Origin of the sequence: Mycobacterium sp. MAC_080597_8934, from assembly GCF_000523975.1 — a bacterium.
Classification (GTDB): Bacteria; Actinomycetota; Actinomycetes; order Mycobacteriales; family Mycobacteriaceae; genus Mycobacterium; species Mycobacterium avium.
On sequence record NZ_JAOS01000001.1, the window covers coordinates 41,643 to 56,134 of the forward strand.

A 14,492-nucleotide genomic window follows, 5' to 3' on the forward strand; every position below is an offset into this window, starting at 1 on the left:
GCATCGATGACCGTCGCGAACGACACGGCCGTGTACTACGACCCCTACGACATCGGCATCATCACCGACCCCTACCCGACGTACGCGCGGCTGCGCGAAGAGGCACCGATCTACTACAACGAGCGGTACGACTTCTGGGCGCTGTCACGGCATTCCGATGTGGAACGGGCGCTGGCGAACTGGCAGGTGTTCTCCAACCGTCGCAGCGACATCCTGGAGCTGATCCAGTCGAAGTTCGACATGCCCGGCGGCGTCATGATGTTCCAGGACCCGCCCGAGCACACCGTGCTGCGCGGCCTGATGTCGCGGGTGTTCACCCCGCGCCGGATGGCTGCGCTGGAAGACCAGATCCGGCAATACTGCATTCGGTGCCTGGATCCGCTGGTCGGCTCCTCGAGCTTCGACATCATCGCCGAGCTGGCGTCGATGATGCCGATGCGGGTGATCGGGATGTTGTTGGGAATCCCTGAGTCCGAACAGGTTTCGGTGCGCGACGCCAACGACGCCAACCTGCGCACCAAGCCGGGTGCGCCGCTGCGGGTCGCCGACGCCGACTCCATCGCCGACGGCCGGATCTATGCCGACTACGTCGAATGGCGATCCAAGAATCCCTCCGACGACCTGATGACGACACTGCTCAACGTCGAGTTCGACGACGAGGACGGGGTGCGGCGCAAGCTGACCCGCAAGGAGGTGCTGCACTACACCCAGGTGGTCGCCGGCGCGGGCAACGAGACCACCGGCCGGCTGATCGGCTGGCTGGCAAAGGTTCTCGCCGAACACCCCGACCAGCGCCGCGAGGTGTACCGGGATCGGTCCCTGCTGACCCGCACCGTCGACGAGACACTGCGCTTCGAACCCACCGGGCCGCACGTCGCCCGCTGGATGGCGGCCGATTTCGAGTGCTACGGCACCACCGTGCCGGCCGGCAGCGCCATGCTGCTGCTGTTCGGCGCCGCCAACCGTGACCCGCGCCGCTACACCGACCCGGACACCTTCAACATCCACCGGGACAACATCTCGCACATCACCTTCGGCAAGGGCGTGCACTACTGCCTGGGGGCCAACCTGGCCCGGCTGGAGGGGCGGGTGGCGCTGGACGAGCTGCTGAACCGATGGCCCGAATGGGACATCGATTACGACACAGCGCAATTGGCGTCGACGTCGACGGTGCGGGGCTGGGAGCGGCTGCGGATCGTGGTGCCCTGAACCGTCAGGGCAACTCGAACCGGTCGATGAACCGGTTGACCAGTGCGACGGCCTCGTCGTGTCCGGCGGTGGCGCCGAGGGCATCTTCGAGGATCAGCATGCGCCCGATCGCGGCCAGGATGACCGCGATGCCGGCCGGCGGAAATTCGCCGGCGTCCATGTCGTGTTCGCGGACAATGGAATTCAGCGCGGTGATCTGGGTATCGCGCCAGCGCCCGAACCAGGCCGCCAACTCGGCGCGAATCGCCTTGCGGTGGTTGGCGAGTCCCATGAACTCCAGCAGCAGCCGGGTGTCCTTCGGCTCGATCAGGGTGTCCCAGAGGGCGTGCAGCGGGCGGTCGGAGGTCAACGCCCGGGTCTGGCGTTCCTGGTAGGCGGCCGCGCCGCGCCGGAAGACGTCCAGATACAGCTCGTCCATGGTGGGGAAGTAGTAGTGCACCAGCGCCGGTTTCACCCCGGCCTCGCCGGCCACCCGGCGCGACGTCGCCGCGGCGTACCCGTCCTCGACCATCACCTTGATGGTCGCGTTGATGAGCAGGTCACGGGTGGTGGAGTCGCCCGGGTGGGGCCGTCGGGTCATGAGGTGGCGGAAAGGGCCGCGAAGGTGTCCGCCAGGGTCTGCCGGGGATCCCGATAGGTGATGCCGAGTTCCCGTTCGCTCGGCGAGTCGTCCGATGCCGGCATCTGGGTGTAGTACTGCATGCCCGCCCAGGTGAACGGGGTCTCGAACGGCAGGAAACGGCCGGCCCGGTCCAGCACCGCGCCCGCGACGCGCAGCGCGGTGTCCGGGATCGGGACGGCGACCATCGGCGTGCCGGCCACCTCGCCGAGCAGGGCGGCGAGGTCGCTCGCGGGAACCCGGTGCCCGCCGGCGGTGTAGCGGCGCGGCCCGCGGCCGGGCTCCAGCAGCGCCGCATGCAGCGCCGCCAGATCGCGGACGTCGACGATCAGCCACGCCGCGCTGCGGCCCGGGATCGCGTGCATCTGCAGGGCGGCCCGCACGCCCTCACCCGCCTCGCCGAACTGGTCGCCGACCGGCGGGCCGAGCACCATGCCCGGGTAGGTGATGTTCACCGGCGCGCCCGCATCCTGCAACCCTCGGGCATAGATCTCCACCTGCGCCTTGGACGTGCCGTAGCCGTCGGCCCCACCGACCACCGGCAACTCCGCCGTCAGCGTCTCCAGGTCCGGATGGAACAGCGCGGTGAAGCTCGACACGTGGACGATGGGATCCAGGCCCAGCTCGACGGACTGGCCCAGCACGTTCTGGGCGCCTTGCATGTTGGTGGCGAGCATCTCGGCCGTCTGGCGCGGGTCGGTGGCGACCAGGGCGGCGCTGTGCACCACGGCGTCGCAGCCCTGCAACGCCTCGCGCACCGCGACGCGATCGGTGATGTCGGCGACGGCGAAGTCCGACACGTCGACGCCCAGTTTGGCGACCGAGGTGTGCAGCTTGCCCGGGTTTCGCACCAGGAACCGGATCGAATGCCCGGCATCGGAGATGGCCTTGGCGGTCCACCCGCCGACGAATCCGGTACCGCCCGTGATGAGAACCCGCATGGCCCGCATTCTCCCAGGGCCGCTACAGGTGGCTAAAGACGTATTGGGCGGCCTGGTTCGTCATGCCGTTCACCGGATACGACGTGTGCGCGGCCAGGTCGTCGCCGCCGCCGGTGCCGCAGATCGGGTCGCCGACGGCGCACAGCTGCAGCGTCTTGGGCTGATACAGCGGGCCGATGGCCAACGGCGGCGCGTGATACTTCTGCAGGAACTGACCCGACGGCGTGCCGAACAGCGTGACCGCGGCGACGTGTTTGGCGACCTCCGGCGGCATCGGCGGGGGCACCGCGGAGGCGGGCACGCCCGGGGGCACGACCGCCGACGTGGTGTAGCCGGCCACCGCGGCGCCCTGCGAGTAGCCGCCCAGCACCTCCCGGGTGTTGGGGCAACTGGCCACCATCGACTCGAGATGCGAACTGGCGTCGCGGATTCCGTCGATCACGGTGGCCGGGAAATCGGGATTCGAAAAGTCAGTGCTGGCAGGGTATTTCACCGCGTACACGGCCAGCGATCGCGAGCCGATCTGCGAGCGCAACGCGTCCACGAAGGGCTGACCGATGCCGCCGATGCCGGGTGGCTCCCCGGAGCCGCGGGCGAACACCACTTCCACGTCCGGGCACGGATCGGCGCCGGCCGCCGGCGCGCCCGGCATCGGCGCGACGCAGAGTGCCGCCGCGGCCGTCAGGACCGTCAACGCCGCCCGCACCTGGAAGCTCATGGCCTGCTTTCTACCCGGCAAACGCGGATTCGCAAACCCGACCCTGCCATCATGGACCCCGTGAGCACCGCGATCGTGGTGGCAGTGGTGGCGGGGCTGATGCTGCTGGGCATCGGCATCGTCGTCAATCAGCTGCTGCGGCTGCGGCGCTATCTCAACGAGTCGCCGCCCGATCGGTCCGGCGATCCCGAGCCGCCGGAGCGCGCCGACTGATGGCTACCGGCGGCGCTATGGCCGGCCGGCGACGTGCGCGTTGCCGCGGGGCAGTGTCAGCGGAAGGTCGGCGTAGCTGGCGATGCCGGGCGCCGCGGCGACCACGGCCGGGATCGCGTTGATGGCCGGCATCGCGGTCATGATGTGACCGAGGTCCATGAACTCCTCGATCGTGGTGGCCTCGAAGTACGGCGGCGGCAGGAAGCCCACCTTGGTGGTCACGGTGGGCTGCCCGTCGATCTGGATGACCCAGCCGTCCTGCTCGATCTTCCAGTCCGGGTCCAGCGTCTGTCCCTTGCGCCACCGCACGTTCAAGTCGATCAGCACCTGGTCGCCGACGATGCCCTGCCAGCTGATGTAGGTGCCCGCGACGTGCCCCGCGGGAATGGTCCAGGACGCCATCACCAGGTCCTCGGTGGTCTGGGCGAACTCGGCCACGCAGCGCACGTCGTCGAGTTCCACGCCGAGTGCGTCGCCCACCAGCCGGACGGCCTCGCCGAAGATGGCCGTGCCCTTGGCCGCCATCGCCGGCAGGTCCGGGTGGTCGATGGGCTGGCCGAAGCCGACCGGCTTCTCGGTCTCCGGCGAGTCGTAGAAGGTGGTGTCGGCGGCCTCGTTGACGGTGACCTTGTCGATCCGGTTGCACACCATCGCCGACACGATGGCCAGCAGCTCGGCGAAACCCGGGCTGACGCCGGAGCCGAAGATGGTGGCGCCGCCCTGCTGGCAGGCCTGCAGGATCCGGTCCCGGCCGTCGCCGAGGTTTCCGCCGGTGATGAACGACGCCGTGGTCACCACGTTGACGCCGGCGGACAGGATGCGGACCAGTTCGTCGACGTCGATCCACATCGGGTTGTAGACCACGCAGTCCGGCTTGAGGGCCAGCAGCTCGTCGACGTCGTTGGTGGCCGCGACCCCCAGCGGCGGGATGCCGACCAGCTCACCGGCGTCGCGGCCGACCTTCTCCGCCGACCAGGCATAGCAGCCCACCAGTTCCAGCGTGGGGTTGGTGACGATCGACTTCAGCGAGCTCTTGCCGACGTTGCCGGTGTTCCACTGAACCACTCGATAGGTGTTTGGCACTCGCTCAGCATAGGGAATCGGCGGGGTTCTTAGTAGGCCTAATAGGCAGATTCGGCGGCCAATATTTCGGCCAGGAAGGCGTCCCGGGGCGGCGACTCCAGCCGTGCCCGCGCCCACCGGCGCACCCGCTCGCGGGTGTGCGGCGACTCGGTCGACACCGCGGCGCCGACCTGCACCTCGGTCGCCGACCAGTCGTGGTCCCAGGCCGCCGACTCGGTCAGTGCCTCGCGGGCGCCGGTCAGCGGGAAGGTCGCGCGGCCGGCGGCATCCAGGGCGCCCGCACCCTCGACGGCGGCCGAGCGCAGCCGCACCGCGATCCCGGTGGCCGGGTCCGGTCCGATGACGTCGGCCTGCACGACGGCGACGACGGCCGAACCGTCGACCCGGATGCTCCAGCCGACGGTGTCCTCGGCCGCATCGAAGACACCGGGCGGCACCCCCGACCAGGCGACGGATGCGACGCCGCGGGCGATGGCGGCCGCGCGGGGCCCGGCTCCGGCGCCGGCGGCCAGCGCGTAGTCGTCGCGCCGATCGCTCGGCGGCGCCACGACCAGACTCGAATCATCAAGCACGGCAAGCAGTTCCGGCCATCGCCCGGCGTCCACGCCGATGCCGTCGGCCAGGCCGGCGCTCGCGCGCACCAGGTCCGCCACCCGCGGATCGGGGCTGACGAGATGGCCCAGCAGCGCGGTGGCGTGCGGCGCCAGCAGCCCGGCCACGTCGGAGTCCAGGGTGTCGTCGGGGAAGAAGTGCTGCGCACCCGCGGTCAGCAGCGCGAGCTCGGCGTCCAGCAGGGCCCGGTCCAGGCCCGCGATGCCGTCCTGCCTGCTGGCCGGCCACCAGCGGCGCAACCAGTGACCGGTGGCCAGCCTGCGCAGCGGGGCCAGCGCGCCCGGCGCGACGTCGACGCCGGCAAGTTCGATGCCGCCCGCTGGGACCGCCGCGTCCCGCACCGCCGACACCAGCGCCACATGCCCGGCTTCGCCGAGCACCCGCCACAACCAGTCCGCCCGCGACACGTCGGTGAAGGTGAGCCGGGGCGGCGCGTCGTCCGGATCGTCCAGGGTCCACGACAGCACCGCGCCGCTGACCTCCAGCAGGGCCAGCAGCGGCGGCTCCTCGGTGACGTCTGCCCGGCCGGTGGTCCAAAGCCCGGAATCGGCAACCAATCTCATCCGGCCACCTGCAATTCCAGCATCGCCTTGATCCGCTGCCGGTGGTCGAGGCTCACCGAGCGGGCCACCCCGTCGAGCAGCGCCCGCACGTCGTCGACGTCGTCGCAGGGCTCCTGCCACACGTCGCGCCCGTGCAGCCGCGCCCACAGCCGATTCAGGTAGGGCTGCGCGAAGACGGCGAGGTCGTCGACCACCTGCTGCTGGCGGGGATGGATCGGGCCGTTGTCGGCAAGATAGCGTCGGGCGTGCAAGACGTAGGCTTCCTTGCGCAGCCGCGCCTGGATCTGCGCCGCCAGGTCGTCGCGGCAGCAGGCGGACGGGTCCAGCGGGGCCAGCTGCACGGCGACCTCGATGCCGGCCACCAGCGTGGCCTGCTTGTCCTCGGCCAGCAATCCCCAGGGCGCGCAGGCCCGGTCGACCTCCTCCTCGCACAGCAACGGGATGTCGGGCAGCGCGTCGCGGTCCAGGGCGCGCCGCAGGGTGGCGCGCACCCGGTCCAGCACGCTGCGTTCCAGCGGGCGCTCCCCCTCGGAGGCCGCCGCGACCTCCGGGACACGTTGCGGCTCAACGGAACTCAACCCAACCTCGACGATGGACCAGGGCAGCGAGGCGCAATCTGTGTGGGCCAGCGCCCCGAGATTGTAGGGCGTGGCGTCGGTGATCATCGCCGACCAGACGCGTTGGCGGGCCGCCGCGCCGCGATGGCCTCCGGCCATCCCCAGCACGGTGGCGAGCTCGGCCAGAAACGGGCCGGCGTCGACGGGCCCGGCCCGCACGTCGCGCCAGCTGCGCTGCAGCTGATCGGCCAGCGCGGCAACGACATCGGGGTTGCCGGCGTATCGGTGCAGAACCTCGATCGCGGTGCGGTCGCGATCCCGGTGGATGTCGGCGAGCACGGCGGCCGCCGTCTCGTTATCGTGCGGCGCCGGCGCGCCCTTGGTCACCGCCAGTTCGAAGCAGACCGGGAAGTAGAGTTCCTGCGCGTTGCCGGTGCGGATCCGCTGTCGGCGTCGTTCCAGCTTGAGCGCCTCGAACCATGCTGCAGCAGCGCGTAATTCGGGCCCGCTGCCGACGATCAGCTCGTGCATGGCCGCGGCCGTCTCGGGCGTGACGACCGGGGCCGAATACGCCGGGTTGGACCGCAGCCGCAACACCAACGGGTCGATGATGCGTTTGATGGTGCGGCTCAACGGGCCGCCGTCGTCGGCGCTGAGCACCTCCACGCCGGGCCCGATCGCCCGCCACGCCGCCTCGATCACCGACCGGCGGGGTGCCCCGCCGCCGCGCCGCCGGCACGGTCGGCGGCTGCGGTTCGGCGCTCATCAGCACAGAATAGGGCCGGCGCAACGGTTGCGGCAGCCGCGAAGTTGGGTTCGGTAGCCGATCGGCCGCGTCACCCTGAGCGGATGAACACACTGCTGCGGCTGGCCGACTGGCTCAAATCCCGCCGCCGCCGGGACGTCGGCAACCGCACCGTCGGAGTCGGCACCGTGCGCAAGGTCAAGCGTCAGGTCTTCATCGAGGTGGTGGCCGTGTCGGGGGAGACGTTCATCGGCAAGCTGGCGCGCTGCGATGCCGACCTGGACCTGTCCGTGCTGCGGCCCGGGCTCGTTGTGCTGGTCGCCTTCGATCCCGCTGCCCGCGAGGAGCTTTCGCTGCCCGACGACGTGCTGGCCGTGCATGCGGCATGGGTGGCGGCGCTGTAGCACTAGCGCGCACCATCGACGGTGAAGGTGGCCAGTGCGGCCCAATACAGCGGGCTGGCAACACGATCCCCGTCGCGCCAGCGTCGCATCTGGGCGCGCTGCCACCGGTTCAGCGCGCACCCGGCGTCGGCGGCAGCGTCGTGCACGGTGTCGACGGCGGACACCAGATCGGCCATCGGGTCGACGGATTCGGGGGATTTGGGGGCCGGCATCGCGAATTGCCGGTAGGCGGCGGTCGTCGGCAGCGACCACAGCGTCGCGGTCACCAGCTGCGCCCCGTTCAGGATCATCGCCGCCACCAGACCGGTCGCCTCGTCGAACTGATAGTCGCCGCCCGACCCGCAGGCCAGCAGCGCCACCCGCGGCGGCATCGGCAACCGCAGCGCCATCAAATCCGAGGCGGTCAGCGGCCGGTGATCGCCGATGGCGTTGGCGTCGCCGGGCACCGCCGCCGGGTCGGCCAGATGCAGGGCCGCCCGATCGGCGCGGCCGCCGTGCCGGTGATCGTCGTCCGCCGAACTGGCATGCCCGACATAGAGCAGCCGGCACGGGGATCGGGCCAGCAGCCCGGCCAGCCAGCGGCGGTCGGCGTCGCGCCGGCGGAACAAGTCGACCACCGCGTCGACCCGCGGCAGCACGGGTCGCCGCCGCATCAGCTCGGCGAAGTGCCGGCCGACCGGCGTGTCCGGCGACGGCCTGCCCAGCACCGACCCGAGCGCGGAGTCCGGCCGCTGCCCGGGCACCCGCGGGTCGAGCACCAGCAACGGCGGCCCGTCGCGCCGGGCGTCCCATTCGGTGGCCGTCCGCGGCGCGTGCACAATGTTGGGGGGAACCGCCATCAGCACCTCGACCAGTTCCATCAGCCGATGCCCGTCGGTCAGTGCGGCCAAATCCCCTAGACGCCAGGGGATTTGGGCCGCGGCGCGCCCGGCGGCGGTGATCGCGTCCTGGCGGGCGCGCACCAGCTCCTCCTTGCTGGGCCCCGATTTCGGGATCGCCAGCAGCCCCCAGGGCACCCGGGCCAGCCGCGCGCTGGGCGAGACGAACAGCACCGCCCGCGGCGACGACACACATTCGGTCAACAGCTGCCAGCCCGCGCTGCCGATCAGCAGCACGCCCAGGATGTAGGCGAGCGTGAGTTCGGTGTCCGGTGCGGCGAAGGCCCCGGTGCTCAGCGCGCGGCCGATGGCGGCACGCCGATTCTCGGCGTCGTGCGGCTCGGGCAACGCGGCGGCGAGCTCCTGCAGGGCGGCCAGCAGCAGCGGTTCCTCCACCACCCAGGCGACGGTCCGCTCGGGCTGCCCGACGATCCGCAGGCTGGCGTAGGTGGCGATGCCAAGGTCGGCGTAGCGCAGTACCAGTGTCAGCCGGCCGGATTCGGTCACGGCCACGTCGACCAGGCCGGCTCGTCGGCGGTGACGGCGCGCCCGTAGCGTTGCACGGCCAGCGTGCGGTAGTGGTCCAGGATCGGCGCCTCGCCCGGGTGCATCCGCAACGGCGGCAACGGCCCCAGCCGGGTCAGCGACACACCGCCGGCCACCGGCGGCCCGGCGGCGGCCAGCGCGGCGGGCTCGGCGCCGGTGTCCAGCGGAACCGATGCGACGGCCGTGGACGCCCATTCGCCGGTCTGCGGGCGCTGCAGGGCTTCGAAAGTCCCTCGCGCGCTGTGGTATTCCACCAGCTCACTGATGAGCGCGGTGTTCTCCCACTCCCAGGCCACCGCGAACGCGCCGGCCAGGATGGGCGCCGCGATGGTGGTGGCCCAGCGTGCTCGCGCGTCGGCGTCGGCGATCGAATACCGCACCGAGTCGACCGCCAGCGCGGCGGGCACTTTCAACTCGGCCGCCTGCTGCAGCTTGCTCATGCCGCGCCGGTATTCCGGTGTGCCGACCTCGCCGCGCAGGATGCCGAGGCCCTCGGCCTGGCGCGCCTCGGTCTCCTGCAGCGACTCCTCGGGGTCGCCGGAGCTGTCGAAACCCAGGTCCGCCAGAGCGTCGGCGCGCCACACCGTTCCGAGATGACTGTCCAGCTGCGCGTACTGCAGCCAGCTGCTGCGCGGTGAGGAGTCCAGCAGTTCCCGGGCCTGGGCGATCAGCTCGACGGCGTCGGCGAAGCGACTCCAGAAGATCGCTATCCAGCTGCGCTGCAACAGAATACGGTGAAGGTGCAGCGGCTTTCCCAACTCGCGCCAGTGCCGCTCGGCGTGTTCCCAGCATTTGTCGGCGGCTTCCAGGGCACCCGACCCCAGCCGGGTGAGTCCCAGGTACAGCCAGCAGCGTGCGACGTCGTGCGCGCGGGCATGCCGGGCGATGATGGGATAGGCCTGCGTCACCAGCTGTTCGGTGCCGGCATGGTCGTTGGCCGCCCAGCGCGCCGCCGCCCGCTCCAATTGTGCTCTGGCCCTGGCTAATTCCCAGCCGTGGGCGTCGGCCCGCGCCTCGGCGCGGCGTAACCACGGCTCGGCTTCGGCCAACCGCCCCGTTTCGACGCAGAACCTGCCGTATCCGGTGGCCGCGGTGACCCACAGGTGATCGGCGTTCTCGTCGCCGCCGCCGCTGTCGCCGATGTGCTCAAGTATCTTGTCCCACAACGGAACCGATTGCACGTGCAGGTCGTCGTCGCACAGCGCGGTGGCGCACAGCACCCGCGCGCGAGCGCACAGCTGCGCGTGTTCGGCGGCGAGCTCGGGGAATTCGCCGCCGGTGTCGCTCAACAGGTCCAGGGCCGCCGCGGCGCCTTCGTGGTCGCCGCGGGCGGCGGCCAAGCCCGTTTGCAGGAACCTGGCCCGCCGCGAGTAGCGGCAGATCATGCGCGCGTTCTCGGCGTCGGCGGGCATGCTCGCATAGGCGGCCAGGCAGTCTTGGATGCGCCGGATCGATTCCTCGACGCCGTCGTCGGCGCCGCGCGCCAGGTAGATCTCGCCAAGCTGGGCAAGCACTTCCAGCATGAGATCGTCTCGGTCGTCCCGTTCGATGCGCGGTATCAGGGACAACAGCAGATCGCGGGCGCCGGCCTCGTCGGCCGCTAACGCCATGCGACGGGCCCGCTGCAGCCCGTCCGGGATCGACACGGCTGCATCATAAGACCGCGGCGGTGCTCTGGTCGGCCGAACCGCGAGCGGCGGACGCGTGAGTGAGGCACGTCCGCCGCTCGTGGGCCGCAACCGATCAGCCGCAGGACACCTTGATGCTGAAGTCCTTGGTGATCATCCCGGCCATCGGGTTCTTCATGTCGGCGCCCTGCGCCTGGCCGGTGATGGTGTAGGTCTTGCCGTCGACCGCGACGTCGGCCGACCCCACCTTGGCGCCCATGTTGTTGCTGACCGCCAGCGCGTTGCCGTCGACGACCAGCGCCAGCGACTCGACCTTCGGGGTGGCCTCGTCGGTCAGCACCACGGCCAGCGCCTGCTGGGCGCCGCCGGTGGAGCCGCTGCCGATGTCGATCTTGCCGCCGGTGCGCACGCAGGTGACCGAGGCGGGGTTGACGCCCGGCAGGTCGGCGCCGCCCACCTTGACCTGAGCGTTGGTGCCGGTGGAGGCGCTGGGCGCGGTGCTCGATGCCGGAGCGGCCGAGTGGCCGCCGCTCGAGCAGCCGACCAGCGTCACCGCGGCCGCAGCGCAGCCCAAGATCCCCGTCGCAGCTGCGAGTAGACGTTTCACGTGTGGTTCCTTCCTTCGTGCGCCGCCCCGATGGCGTCGTCCTGGCGTCAGTACAGACCGCCCGGATCGCTACCAATCCCAAATTTCGGGGCGCCCAGGCGGTAGGCTGCCTCGGTGTCGGCGCGGGTGACGGGAGGCACGCGATGCTCAGCGTGAAATGGCTGGAAGCCCCTGAGGCCCATGACTTTCCGGCGGCAGCCGATTACCTGAGCATGCTCGCGGACGCGCAGACCGTGAAGAAGGTGATCAAGAAGCTCAAGCGCGCCACGGTGATGCAGCGCAAGGCGAAGGACATTCTGCGGGCGGCGCGGCTGGACCTGCTGCCGGTGGACAACCCGCACGTCGCCGCGGACCTCACCAAGATCGAGAAGGGCCTACCGCTGTCGCCGATCCTGTTGGTGCGGGGCGACTTCCTGGCCGGTGTCCCGTTGCAGATCGCCGATGGCTATCACCGGGTGTGCGCGAGTTATCACACCGACGAGAACACGCCGATTCCGGTGCTGCTGGCGGTGGCGCGCTAGTCCTCGTCGGCGTCGTCGCCGGACTGCTCGGCGGTTTGGTCGACCGCGACGCCGGCCCGGGTGCGCCGGCGCCGCATCCGGTGCGTGCCCTTGCCCGTCGGGCGGCGGTTGCGCAGCTTGGCCCGCGATTCGTCGCTGTCCTCGGCCGCGGGCGTCTCGGCTTCGGGCTCTGCCGCGGCGGGCTTCTCGGCCTCGGCGGTGTCTTCGGCTGCTTCGGTTGCTTCGGCTGCTTCGGTTTCGGCCGTGACGGTCTGCGCCGCTTCGGTCTCGTCGGCCTCTTCCGCTTCAGCCGTTTCGGCCGTCTCCGCCTCTTCGCCGGCCTTCTTGCGACGCAGCCGGCGCTTCTTGGGCTTCTTGGCCTTGATCGGTTTGGGCGGCGGCGGTGGCAGTTCCGCGACGAACGAGAGGTAGAACGCGAAAATGCCGAGCAGCGCGATCGCGGCGGCCGCGCCGTAAATCCCGAACAACCACCGGCCGGCGGCATCCAGGCTCAGCCAGATCTCGCTGACCGCCGTCCCGATGATCAACAACCCGGCCAGCACGTGCGCCACGATCGAGGCGACCCGCAGCGACAACGCCAGCTGCGGCGTGCCCAGCTCGGGCTTGCGGGTGCGCAACAGGGTGAACACCACCGGCAGCGCCGCCAGCGCGACCAGCACACCCGCCACGATCCGCAGCGCCGTCCCCAGCGAATGCGTCGTGTCACCCATCAGTTCGGGCCAGCGGGGCAACACGAAGAAGAAGTAGAGGACGCCGGCAGCGATCGAAAATGACGCGTGCCACGGGATGGCGACCTTGCGCCCCATAAGCCTCCTCATGCAAGACCGGCTGGAGCCGGCCCACGTTGTGCGCGTCCGCTGAGCGGACCAATGGCGGAGGATGCGGGATTTGAACCCGCGAGGGCTATTAACCCAACCCGCGTTCCAGGCGAGCGCCATAGGCCACTAGGCGAATCCTCCGTGGCCATGGTAACCGAGCGCCTGACCGCCGCCGCCAGTTGCTCCGGGTCGGGTATTAGACTCTGGGTGGACCCCGCGCGGCGTCTATCCTGTGAACTCCCCCAGGGCCGGAAGGCAGCAAGGGTCAACGGGCTCTGTCGGGTGCGCGGGGTCCCCTACCTTCGATGAGTGGCGACCCGCTACGCCCGGCTCCGCCGCGCTTGCGATCGCCACTGGATTCGATGAGTGGCGACCCGCTACGCCCGGCTCCGCCGCGCTTGCGATCGCCACGGATTCCACCCGGTCGGACGGCGAAAGGGCCCGCAATAGCCATGGTGTCGCTGGAGTCCCTCACCCCTGCCGAACTCGCCGAAGTGCACGCCCGCCACCAGCAGGGCTACGCGGACCTGCAGGCCAAGAAGCTGTCGCTGGACCTGACCCGCGGCAAGCCGGCGCCCGCGCAGCTCGACCTCTCCAACGCCCTGCTGTCCCTGCCCGGCGACGACTACCGCGACAGCGAGGGCACCGACACCCGCAACTACGGCGGGCTGCACGGCCTGCCGGAACTGCGCGCGATCTTCGGCGAGCTGCTCGGCATCCCGGTGCAGAACCTCATCGCGGGCAACAACTCCAGCCTGGAGCTGATGCACGACCTGGTCGCCTTCTCCATGCTCTACGGCGGCGTCGACTCGCAGCGGCCCTGGAAGGACGAACCGAGCGTCAAGTTCCTGTGCCCGGTCCCCGGCTACGACCGGCACTTCGCCATCACCGAGACGATGGGCATCGAGATGATCCCCGTCCCGATGCTGTCCGACGGGCCCGACGTCGGCCTGATCGAGGAGCTGGTCGCCGCCGACCCCGCCATCAAGGGCATGTGGACGGTGCCGGTGTTCGGCAACCCCACCGGGGTCACCTACTCCTGGGACACGGTGCTGCGCCTGGTCCAGATGCGCACCGCGGCGCCCGACTTCCGGCTGTTCTGGGACAACGCGTACGCGGTGCACACGCTCACGCACGACTTCATCCGGCAGGTCGACGTGCTGGGGCTGGCCGCCGCGGCCGGCAACCCGAACCGGCCCTACGTGTTCGCGTCCACCTCCAAGATCACCTTCGCCGGCGCCGGGGTGAGCTTCTTCGGCGGATCGCTGGGCAACATCGCCTGGTACCTGCAATACGCGGGCAAGAAGTCGATCGGGCCGGACAAGGTCAACCAGCTGCGGCACCTGCGCTTCTTCCGCGACGCCGACGGGGTGCGGCTGCACATGCTGCGCCACCAGCAGATCCTGGCGCCGAAATTCGCGCTGGCGCTCGAGATCCTCGACCAGCGGCTCAGCGACTCCAAGATCGCCTCGTGGACCGAGCCCAAGGGTGGCTACTTCATCAGCCTCGACGTGCTGCCCGGCACGGCCAAGCGGACCGTCGCGCTGGCCAAGGACGCCGGCATCGCGGTCACCGAGGCGGGTGCGTCGTTCCCGTATCGGAAAGACCCCAACGACACGAACATCCGGATCGCGCCTACCTTCCCGTCGCTGCCCGATCTGCGCGACGCGGTCGACGGCCTGGCCACCTGCGCGCTGCTGGCGGCCTCGGAGTCGTTGCTGGCTCGCGATCGGGTGTGATCTGACGGCTTCGACTGTTGCATGACGGCGACGACACGCCGGGCGGGCCCGCCGTAGATTCACACTGGAAGCCGCTGCCGCACACTCGATG

General features: G+C 70.5%; 14 protein-coding genes, 1 tRNA gene, 1 other RNA gene and 1 pseudogene. 6 read left to right on the forward strand and 11 right to left on the reverse strand.

From position 1 onward, the window contains the following. Positions 1-6: 6 nt before the first annotated feature. Positions 7-1,209, forward strand: coding sequence for a cytochrome P450 (locus tag NF20_RS00185; protein WP_009974588.1), 1,203 nt, complete (start codon positions 7-9; stop codon positions 1,207-1,209). Positions 1,210-1,213: 4 nt separating this feature from the next. On the opposite strand, the gene NF20_RS00190 is transcribed toward NF20_RS00185, so the two are convergent. Genes NF20_RS00190 through NF20_RS00200 form a run of 3 tightly spaced genes read right to left on the reverse strand, consistent with a single transcriptional unit; the run spans position 1,214 to position 3,487 of the window. Further along, positions 1,214-1,789: a TetR/AcrR family transcriptional regulator gene (locus tag NF20_RS00190; RefSeq protein WP_023871476.1), complete on the reverse strand. Its 576-nt coding sequence runs from the start codon at positions 1,787-1,789 to the stop codon at positions 1,214-1,216. After that, the gene (locus NF20_RS00195) at positions 1,786-2,769 is read right to left on the reverse strand and encodes an NAD-dependent epimerase/dehydratase family protein (RefSeq protein WP_003873385.1); all 984 of its coding nucleotides are present in this window, start codon (positions 2,767-2,769) and stop codon (positions 1,786-1,788) included. Before NF20_RS00195 ends, NF20_RS00190 begins: the two co-directional genes overlap by 4 nt. A 22-nt stretch (positions 2,770-2,791) precedes the next feature. Continuing rightward, positions 2,792-3,487, reverse strand: a complete 696-nt coding sequence (locus NF20_RS00200; RefSeq protein ID WP_003873384.1) for a cutinase family protein — start codon at positions 3,485-3,487, stop codon at positions 2,792-2,794. 51 nt (positions 3,488-3,538) lie between these two features. Between NF20_RS00200 and NF20_RS27525 the strand changes: the two genes are divergently transcribed. Continuing rightward, positions 3,539-3,700 carry a hypothetical protein gene (locus tag NF20_RS27525; protein WP_019733599.1) on the forward strand — a complete coding sequence of 54 codons (162 nt, stop codon included), beginning with the start codon at positions 3,539-3,541 and terminating at the stop codon, positions 3,698-3,700. A 15-nt stretch (positions 3,701-3,715) separates the two neighbouring features. On the opposite strand, the gene NF20_RS00205 is transcribed toward NF20_RS27525, so the two are convergent. From NF20_RS00205 to NF20_RS00215, 3 genes and pseudogenes are all read right to left on the reverse strand, one after another. Then, on the reverse strand, positions 3,716-4,783 hold the full coding sequence (locus NF20_RS00205; RefSeq protein ID WP_023864237.1) for a dihydrodipicolinate reductase: 1,068 nt from the start codon (positions 4,781-4,783) through the stop codon (positions 3,716-3,718). Positions 4,784-4,821: 38 nt separating this feature from the next. Further along, positions 4,822-5,958, reverse strand: coding sequence for a hypothetical protein (locus tag NF20_RS00210; protein WP_033711731.1), 1,137 nt, complete (start codon positions 5,956-5,958; stop codon positions 4,822-4,824). Beyond that, positions 5,955-7,281: pseudogene (locus NF20_RS00215) on the reverse strand (hypothetical protein). The gene NF20_RS00210 and the pseudogene NF20_RS00215 overlap by 4 nt, the downstream one beginning before the upstream one ends. Positions 7,282-7,325: 44 nt before the next feature. On the opposite strand from NF20_RS00215, the gene NF20_RS00220 reads away from it, so the two are divergent. Beyond that, a complete protein-coding gene (locus tag NF20_RS00220; RefSeq protein WP_010948823.1) occupies positions 7,326-7,664 on the forward strand; it encodes a hypothetical protein in 339 nt (112 codons plus the stop codon). Between the two features lie 2 nt (positions 7,665-7,666). Here NF20_RS00220 and NF20_RS00225 read toward each other — a convergent pair whose 3' ends face one another. The 3 genes from NF20_RS00225 to NF20_RS00235 form a co-directional block, all read right to left on the reverse strand. Continuing rightward, a complete protein-coding gene (locus NF20_RS00225; protein WP_081759488.1) occupies positions 7,667-9,055 on the reverse strand; it encodes a CHAT domain-containing protein in 1,389 nt (462 codons plus the stop codon). Next, positions 9,046-10,734 carry a hypothetical protein gene (locus NF20_RS00230; protein WP_033711734.1) on the reverse strand — a complete coding sequence of 563 codons (1,689 nt, stop codon included), beginning with the start codon at positions 10,732-10,734 and terminating at the stop codon, positions 9,046-9,048. The genes NF20_RS00225 and NF20_RS00230 overlap by 10 nt, the downstream gene beginning before the upstream one ends. Positions 10,735-10,831: 97 nt before the next feature. After that, positions 10,832-11,290, reverse strand: a complete 459-nt coding sequence (locus NF20_RS00235; RefSeq protein ID WP_003877012.1) for a lipoprotein LpqH — start codon at positions 11,288-11,290, stop codon at positions 10,832-10,834. 176 nt (positions 11,291-11,466) lie between these two features. On the opposite strand from NF20_RS00235, the gene NF20_RS00240 reads away from it, so the two are divergent. Beyond that, a complete protein-coding gene (locus tag NF20_RS00240) occupies positions 11,467-11,844 on the forward strand; it encodes a hypothetical protein (RefSeq protein ID WP_003873375.1) in 378 nt (125 codons plus the stop codon). Here the strand turns inward: NF20_RS00240 and NF20_RS00245 are convergent. Continuing rightward, positions 11,841-12,650, reverse strand: coding sequence for a hypothetical protein (locus NF20_RS00245; RefSeq protein WP_033717186.1), 810 nt, complete (start codon positions 12,648-12,650; stop codon positions 11,841-11,843). The two genes, NF20_RS00240 and NF20_RS00245, sit on opposite strands and share 4 nt — an antisense overlap. Before the next feature lie 64 nt (positions 12,651-12,714). Then, a tRNA-Ser gene (locus NF20_RS00250) sits at positions 12,715-12,803 on the reverse strand. Positions 12,804-12,867: 64 nt separating this feature from the next. On the opposite strand from NF20_RS00250, the gene ffs reads away from it, so the two are divergent. Beyond that, positions 12,868-12,964: signal recognition particle sRNA small type (ffs, locus tag NF20_RS25795), an RNA gene on the forward strand. Positions 12,965-13,117: 153 nt separating this feature from the next. Next, positions 13,118-14,401: an aminotransferase class I/II-fold pyridoxal phosphate-dependent enzyme gene (locus NF20_RS00255; protein ID WP_024636886.1), complete on the forward strand. Its 1,284-nt coding sequence runs from the start codon at positions 13,118-13,120 to the stop codon at positions 14,399-14,401. Positions 14,402-14,492: the final 91 nt, after the last annotated feature.